Consider the following 7,977-nt stretch of genomic DNA (forward strand, 5'->3'; position numbering starts at 1 on the left):
GAATTTGATAAAGAAAATAATACAAGAAGTGGTGGATTAAAACAAGAATTACAAGATTTAAAAGAAAATATAGAAGAATTTGAAAATGAAGCAAGTGATAAACTTGAAATAATACAAGAAAAATATAACTTAATTTGTGGAGAGGATAATGACGAATCTTTATATAACCAAATAGAAAATACAAAAAATGATACAGAAAAACGATTACAAGATTTATTAAATAAAATCGATAATTTTAACAAATTTTACGATGAGACTTTTGGAGAATTTGATAAAGAAAATAATACAAGAAGTGGTGGATTAAAACAAGAATTACAAGATTTAAAACAAGAATTACAAGATTATTTTAAAACACAAAAAGAAGCATTTGAAAAATATGAAATAAACCAAAAAAATAAGTTTAATGACATAGAGAAAGATATTAAAAAACTATTAGGTGGTGCTACTAATGGTTCTTTAGCACATTCTTATGAAATATCTAAAAATCAATATAAAAGCTCTATTTTCTTTTGGAATTGTGCAGTATTTGTTTCTATAATTTCAATAATTGGACTTTCAGGTGAGTTGATATTTAGTCAATTAAGTAAGATAAACGCTAATGATTATATGAGTATTCTTAGCTTGGCCGCATTAAGACTACCTATTTATATTTCGTTGGTTTGGCTAGGTGTTTTTTCTACCAGAAGACGCAATGAAATAAAAAGACTTCAAGAAGAGTATAAACACAAAGAAACGGTTGCTAAAACATACTATGGATACCAAGAACAAATGGAAAAATTAAGCGATAGTGGAAAAGCAAAAGAATTACAAGAAAGATTAATGTCTAATTTAGTAGATATGGTTAATCAAAATCCAAATATAACTTTAGACAAAATAAAGCAAGAAAATGCACCTATGATAGATTTTGTAGAAAAATTTTCAAAACTGCCAAAAGATGGGCAAGATATGATAAAAGATATGATAAATAAAATAAACATTGGAGCAAAATGACAAATTTACCGCAAGGTTGGGAAGTTAAAAAGCTTGATGATATTGTCAAATTAAAAAATGGTTTTGCATTTAAAAGTAATTTATTTTGCGATAAAGGAATTCCTATCGTAAGAATAAAAAATATACAAAATGAAAATATTATTTTAGATGATTTGGTTTTTTGTAATCCAAGTGATTATAAAAATGATTTAAATAATTATTTAATATTTAAAAATGATATATTAATAGCTATGAGTGGTGCTACTACTGGTAAAATAGGAATATATAATTTAAATGATAAAGCTTATTTAAATCAAAGAATTGGTTTGCTAAGAATTGATAACAATATTTTAAGAAAATATGTTTTTTGGTTTTTATATTGCAATAGTGAGCAAAATCTTGCAAATGCTTTTGGCGCTGCTCAACCAAATTTAAACACAGAACAAATACATAATATTCAAATACCACTACCACCACTTAAAGAGCAAGAAAGGATAGTGGGGATTTTGGATTTTGCTTTTAGTAAGATTGATGAAAATATCAAAAAAGCAAAAGAAAATTTAGCAAATATTGATGAGCTTATACAAAGTGCTTTGCAAAAAGCCTTTAATCCACTTAACGACAATACTAAAGAAAATTATCAACTCCCACAAACTTGGGAATGGAAAAGCCTAAATTCTGTTGTTTTAAAAACTTCAAATGTTAATCCTTGTGATTTTAATGATGATAAATTTTATTATATAGGCATATCTTCTATTGATAATAAAAATTTTTGTATTTGTAGTATAAAAAATATCAACAAGCAATATGCACCTAGCAGAGCAAGAAAAGATGTATTATATGGAGATATTTTATATGCCACTACAAGACCTAATTTAAAAAAATATAGCTATAAATTATTATAACTTTAATAATATCGTAGGTTCAACTGGATTTTGTGTTTTAAGGGCTAATGAAAATTTAAATAATAAATATTTATTTTTCTTTTTATTAAGTGATATTTTTGATAATTATATAAGCAAATTTATTAGAGGAGCACAATATCCATCTGTTTCTGATAAAGATATTTTTAATTCTAAATCCCCCTACCACCACTCAAAGAGCAAGAGCAAATCGCAAAGCATTTAGATTTTGTCTTTGAAAAGGCAAAGGCTTTAAAAGAACTTTACACTAAAGAGCTAAAAGATTATGAAGAGCTTAAGCAATCCTTGCTTGATAAAGCTTTTAAGGGAGAATTATAATGTTAAAAAATTTGCCAAATTTTAACACATTGGCTTGATATGTTAAAAATTTTTGATTTTTTTAACATATTGCAGTTTAAAAATATAAATCGCAACTACCGAGGAAATCTCGGTAATTCAAAAACAAAAATAAAAAATAAAACTAGACTTTAATAAAACTATTTTAAAAGCTTTAAAGGGAGAAAATGCAAAACAAAATCGATAAAATCACAGATATTCTAAGAAGAGATGATGGTATAAGCGGTGCTATGCACTATACAGAGCAGATTGGCTGGATACTTTTTTTAAAATTTTTAGATGATTATGAGACAAATTTAAAAGATTTAGCGTTTTTAGATGGCAAAGATTATAAAAGCATTTTGCAAGAAAAATTTAGCTGGAGTGTTTAGGCAGCACCTAAAAAAGATGGCAAACTTGATGTAAAAAATGCTTTAAGTGGATCGGATTTGCTTGAATTTGTAAATAAAGAGCTTTTTCCTTATCTTAAAAATTTTAAAAATAATGATGATTTTAAAAGTATAGAGTATAAAATCGGTGGAATTTTTGAATTTATAGACAATCGCATAGCAAATGGACATACTTTAAGAGAAGTGATAAATATCATTGATGAGATTAGTTTTAATAAAGAAGATGAAGTATTTGTCTTAGGTGAAGTTTATGAAAAACTTCTAAAAGATATGGGTAGCGATGGTGGAAATAGTGGAGAATTTTACACCCCTCGTCCTTTGATAAAGGCTATGGTGGAAGTAATAGATCCTAAACCAAAAGAAAGAATTTATGATCCATCTTGTGGTAGTTGTGGATTTTTGGTTGAGAGTTTTTTGCATATTTTATATAAAGACAGAACCAAAGGCAAAAAAGCAAATTTAAGCGTGGAAGAGCTTGAATTTTTAAAAAATGATGCTCTTTTTGGCAAAGAAAAAACTCCACTTAGCTACGCAATGGGCGTTATGAATATGATACTTCATGAAATTTCAAGTCCAAATATCATAAAAACAAACACTTTAAGTAAAAAAATCACAGATATAACAGAACAAGAAAAATACGAAGTAATCCTTGCAAATCCACCTTTTGGAGGTAAAGAAAAAGAACAAATTCAAGAAAATTTTCCTATAAAATCAAACGCTACTGAACTTTTGTTTTTACAACACATTTTAAGATCTTTAAAAAACAATGGAAGATGTGCGATCATCGTGCCTGAAGGTGTGCTTTTTCAAAATTCAAATGCCTTTGTGAGTGTAAAAAAAGATTTACTAGATGATTTTAATTTAGAATGCGTTTTGAGTTTGCCAAGTGGAGTATTTTTGCCTTATAGTGCTGTTAAAACTAATGTGCTTTTTTTCTCTAAAGGTAAAAAATGTATTTGTGAAGGCGATGGAGTGTATTACTACGAGCTTATACCACCTTATAAACTTACTAAAAATAAGCCTTTAGAATACGCACATTTTAAAGAATTTCTAAAGTGCTACAAAGAAAGAAAAATCACTGCTAATTCTTGGCTTGTTAGCAAAAAAGAGCTTGAAAAAAGAAATTATGATTTAAGTGCTAAAAATCCAAATACAAAAGAAGAAAAAATCCTAAAAACTAGCGAAGAGATTTTAAATAAATCTAAAAACACAACAAGAATATCTAAATGAGCTTAAAAGCATACTAAAATGATTGCAAGTTTTTTGATAAAACTAATTTACAAATAACTTCTAAGCTCAATTTACAATAAATATTTATTGCTTGCATTCTACTTTTATATCATCAAGCAAATTTAGGGCATTTAAAGCTTTTGGATAACCGATATATGGAATAAGAGCTGCAATGACATTTAGCAAATCTTTTCTACTTTGCCCTATGTTAAGATTGCCTTGTATGTGAGCTTTTACTTGATTGTCTAACCCACCAAATGAGATAAGATATACAAGGGTTAAAAGCTCCCTAGTTTTTAGATCAAGTCCCATGCGTGTATAGTAGTCTCCAAAACAATTCGCACTCAAAAAAATCATTTATAAAAGCTTTATCTTCTGGGGTAGATTCTATCATTTTAGTGATATTGGCTTCACCAAAAATAGCATTTTGTATTTCCCTGCCTTTTATTTTGCGATTTTCTTGCGTAGTGGTGTCTTGTGAAGTCAAAGATAAGGCAATATTTAGTTTTTTAAATGCTTTATTACAAAGACTTAAAAAATCACATACTCTAGCAAAACCCACATAAGGCGTAGCTTGATAAATCACTTCTTTGATGACAATAGGACTTATATCATTCTTGATTGCACCTTGAAGTAAAGCTTTAAACTCTATTTTTCCACCTACTGCTAAAGTAGAAGCGAGGGTGATTAAAAAATATTTTTGTGTATCCAAATTTGCTTTTACAAAACTCTCGCCAAAAGTAAAATTTATGTGATTGATAAAATACTCTTTATCACTTGCAAAAAGTTGATCCTTTTTTGCTCCTCCTAAGAGTTTTTCAAAAATTTCTCTTGCTTTTTGTCTTAATTGCATGGTTTTATCCTTTGTGGTTTTTAAAATTTGCGAAAAAAGAGCATTTAAAATACTCCAAAAAACATAAAAGTTTTTATAAAATTTTTGCGTTTTATTTACAAATTTCTTTACTCTCTTGCTTCTTTTAAGGCATTTTCATATTCTTCATCGCTTACAAGCTCAAGCCATTCTACATTTTTACCTTCTTTCTCACCTGTAAGTGCTATGTGTGCTCCACTACTTGTATTAGTTGTACCATGAAAATGCTTTACTCCTATAGGACAGCTTATCACATCGCCTTTTTTGGCTATAAAGGCTTTTTGACCTGGAACTTTTGTGATGATTTCACCCTCTGTTACGATTAAGGTTTGTCCTTGAGGATGAGTATGCCATGCACTTCTAGCACTGGCTTCAAATTCAACCAAAGCTCCACTAAAATTTCTCCACTCATTTGATTTAAACATCATAGAAACTTTTACATTTTTGCTAAAAAATTTACTATCGCCTTTAAAACTTCCATGAATTCCTTTACTTTCAAGTTCTTGCATTACACTCCTTTAACAAAACTACATAAAACCATTACAATAAGAAATAAACCAAACTTTTTATTTCCCAACTCTAAGAGCTGCTTCACCGGCATACCGATCCCCTTTGATTATTATTTTTTCTAAAATACTCTTTAAATGATTTAATTCTTCTTGAGTAAAATCAATATTAACAGCATTAATATTTTCTTCTAACCTTCGTAAATTTGTTGTTCCAAAAATAGGCACAATAAATGTTTTTTGCACCAAAACCCAAGCAAGAGCAATTTGTGCTAAAGTAGCATTTTTAGCTTTTGCTATATCTTCTAATGCATAAACTAAATCCAAATTAGCTTTTAAATTCTCGCTTTTAAAACGTGGAACTTGTGATCTAAAGTCATTATTTTCAAAAGTAGAATTTGCATCAAATTTACCTGCTAAAAATCCTTTTCCTAAAGGAGAAAAAGGAACAAAACCTATATTTAATTCTTCCAAAACTTTTAAAAGTTCTTTTTCTGGTTCTCTCCACCATAAAGAATACTCACTTTGAACCGCACTAAGCGGGAATACTGCATGAGCTTTTTTAATGCTTTGAATTCCTGCTTCACTCATACCCCAAGCCTTAATTTTTCCTTCTTTGTAAAACTCGCTCATTAAGTTAGCAACTTCTTCAACTGGAACATTTGTATCGACTCTATGTTGATAATAAAGATCTATACAATCTGTTTGCAAACGTTTCAAACTACCTTCTAAACTTTGTCTGATTTTACTAAGTGTACTATCGACAATTTGCTTAGCACCCTCAATTCTAACACCAAATTTTGTTGCTAATACCATTTCATTTCTAAAAGGTTTTATTGCTTTACCTACTAATTCTTCATTAATAAAAGGACCATAAACTTCAGCTGTATCAAAAAAATCAATACCGAGATCCTTTGCCCTATGAATGAGTGTTATCATCTCTTTTTCATCTTTAGCTTCTCCATAACCAAAGCTCATTCCCATACAACCAAGTCCTAAGACACTTACTTCCAAATTTCTTAATTTTCTTCTTTGCATTTTTATCCTTTTTTTATTTTTTATTAAAAACTAATAGTTCTTAATTATTAAAACATTTTTCTATCATGTTAATCAAAAGTATAAAACCTAACATCTGGTGTAAGTCAAGAATAAAATTAAATATTTTTAAATTTTTACTCGTTTTTTTCGTTTAATATAATCTTTACTTAAAGGATTTAGCTCATCTTTATTTTCCATAACCATTTTTTCATAATAATCTATTTTAAAATCAAGTTTTTTTATAATATTCTCCAATTTTTTCATATCCTTTAGTGTTTTTTCTTTTAATTTGAAAATAATCTCTAATCTCTCTTTTGCCGTATCTTTACCCTTAGCACATAAAAAAATATATCTTTTAAGATCCTCAATACTCATGCCAATTTGTCTATAACAATCCACCCAAATCACCCATTCTAAATCTTTTTCACTAAAATAACGCACTCCATTTTTATCTTTTTCCACAAAGGGAAATAAACCTTTATCTAGCCAAAACCTAAGTGTTCTACTAGAAACTCCTGTTTTTCTTTCTACCTCTATGATCGTATAAGCCATTCTAATCCTTTATAAATATAAATTTCATACAATTCAATTTTTAACTAAATATTTTATTATTTTATATTAATGCTACTTTTTAGAAAAATACATATAATTTTCAATTAATATAATTAAATTTTTAAATTTTCAAGATAAAAGTCAAAAAATATTTTATATTTTTTGATAAAATAATACTAGATTTAATTTTAAATTTAAAAATAAATACAAAAAAAGGAAAAAAATGAATAGTATAAAAATCAAACTTTCTCTCATTGCAAATTTAATTGCAATTTTCGCCCTAATTGTTCTAGGTATTGTAAGTTTTTATTTCACAAAAACCTCATTACATGAAACCACTCTTAAAAATCAAATGAACTTGCTTCAAGCCACGCAATCTGTAGTTGAAAATTTCCGTTCTACAAACCAATTTTTTACTAAAAACTTAGAAAAAGATATCACAAGTTTACCTTATCAATCTTTAAATACTGAAGAAAATATTATTAACAATGTCGGTCCTATATTAAAACACTATCGTCATAGCATAAACGCATTAAATATTTATTTAGGTTTAACAAATGGAAAAGTTCTACTCAGTCAAAGATCCAATGACATAAAAATGCCTGAGTTGCGTGATGATTTAGATATAAAGACAAAAGATTGGTATAAAGAAGCTTTAAAAACAAATGATATTTTTGTTACGCCAGCATATTTAGATACAAATTTAAAACAATATGTAATAACATATTCTAAAGCTATTTATAAAGATGGTAAAATCATAGGAGTGCTAGGTGTTGATATACCATCAGAGAATTTACAAAATTTAGTTGCAAAAACTCCTGGAAATACTTTTTTATTTGATCAAAAAAATAAAATATTTGCTGCAACCAATAAAGAATTATTAAATCCATCTATTGATCATTCTCCTGTTTTAAATGCATATAAGGCTAATGGAGATAATAATTTTTTTACTTATAAACTTGATGGAAAAGAAAGACTTGGAACTTGTACTAAAGTTCTTGCTTATACAGCTTGTATTACTGAAAGTGCTGATATTATAAACGGACCTATTCATAAAGCTGCATTTATTCAAGCTATTGTTGTCATTATTGTGGTAGTATTTAGCGTCATCCTCCTTTATTTCATCGTATCAAAATATCTCTCTCCGCTTGCAGCTATCCAAA

The 7,977-nt window shown here is 27.9% G+C and carries 5 protein-coding genes and 4 pseudogenes; 5 read left to right on the top strand and 4 right to left on the bottom strand.

All coding sequences use genetic code 11. From position 1 onward, the window contains the following. The 4 genes and pseudogenes from AJ887_RS09080 to AJ887_RS09090 all read left to right on the top strand — a co-directional run. A partial coding sequence (locus tag AJ887_RS09080) for a hypothetical protein (RefSeq protein ID WP_186820772.1) occupies positions 1 to 990 on the top strand: 990 nt, incomplete at its 5' end. Further along, positions 987 to 1,647 (top strand): annotated as a pseudogene (locus tag AJ887_RS09085) (restriction endonuclease subunit S); the annotation flags it as partial. The gene AJ887_RS09080 and the pseudogene AJ887_RS09085, both read left to right, overlap by 4 nt. A 401-nt stretch (positions 1,648 to 2,048) precedes the next feature. Continuing rightward, a pseudogene (locus tag AJ887_RS10310) lies at positions 2,049 to 2,210 on the top strand (restriction endonuclease subunit S); the annotation flags it as partial. A gap of 185 nt (positions 2,211 to 2,395) precedes the next feature. Beyond that, positions 2,396 to 3,869, top strand: a pseudogene (locus AJ887_RS09090) (N-6 DNA methylase). A 62-nt stretch (positions 3,870 to 3,931) separates the two neighbouring features. Here the strand turns inward: AJ887_RS09090 and AJ887_RS09095 are convergent. The 4 genes and pseudogenes from AJ887_RS09095 to AJ887_RS09110 all read right to left on the bottom strand — a co-directional run bounded on the left by AJ887_RS09095 (position 3,932) and on the right by AJ887_RS09110 (position 6,814). Then, positions 3,932 to 4,700 (bottom strand): annotated as a pseudogene (locus AJ887_RS09095) (carboxymuconolactone decarboxylase family protein). Between the two features lie 107 nt (positions 4,701 to 4,807). After that, positions 4,808 to 5,227: a cupin domain-containing protein gene (locus AJ887_RS09100; RefSeq protein ID WP_070240649.1), complete on the bottom strand. Its 420-nt coding sequence runs from the start codon at positions 5,225 to 5,227 to the stop codon at positions 4,808 to 4,810. A 57-nt stretch (positions 5,228 to 5,284) separates the two neighbouring features. Then, complete coding sequence (locus AJ887_RS09105) at positions 5,285 to 6,262, bottom strand: aldo/keto reductase (RefSeq protein ID WP_070240650.1); 978 nt, start codon at positions 6,260 to 6,262, stop codon at positions 5,285 to 5,287. A 126-nt stretch (positions 6,263 to 6,388) separates the two neighbouring features. Continuing rightward, positions 6,389 to 6,814 (bottom strand): MerR family transcriptional regulator, encoded by a 426-nt coding sequence (locus AJ887_RS09110; protein ID WP_002871149.1) that lies wholly within the window; start codon positions 6,812 to 6,814, stop codon positions 6,389 to 6,391. Between the two features lie 223 nt (positions 6,815 to 7,037). Between AJ887_RS09110 and AJ887_RS09115 the strand changes: the two genes are divergently transcribed. Continuing rightward, the coding region (locus AJ887_RS09115) for a cache domain-containing protein (RefSeq protein ID WP_186820461.1) at positions 7,038 to 7,977 on the top strand (940 nt) is incomplete at its 3' end.

This window comes from Campylobacter sp. BCW_6466 (assembly GCF_001762835.1).
GTDB lineage: Bacteria > Campylobacterota > Campylobacteria > Campylobacterales > Campylobacteraceae > Campylobacter_D > Campylobacter_D jejuni.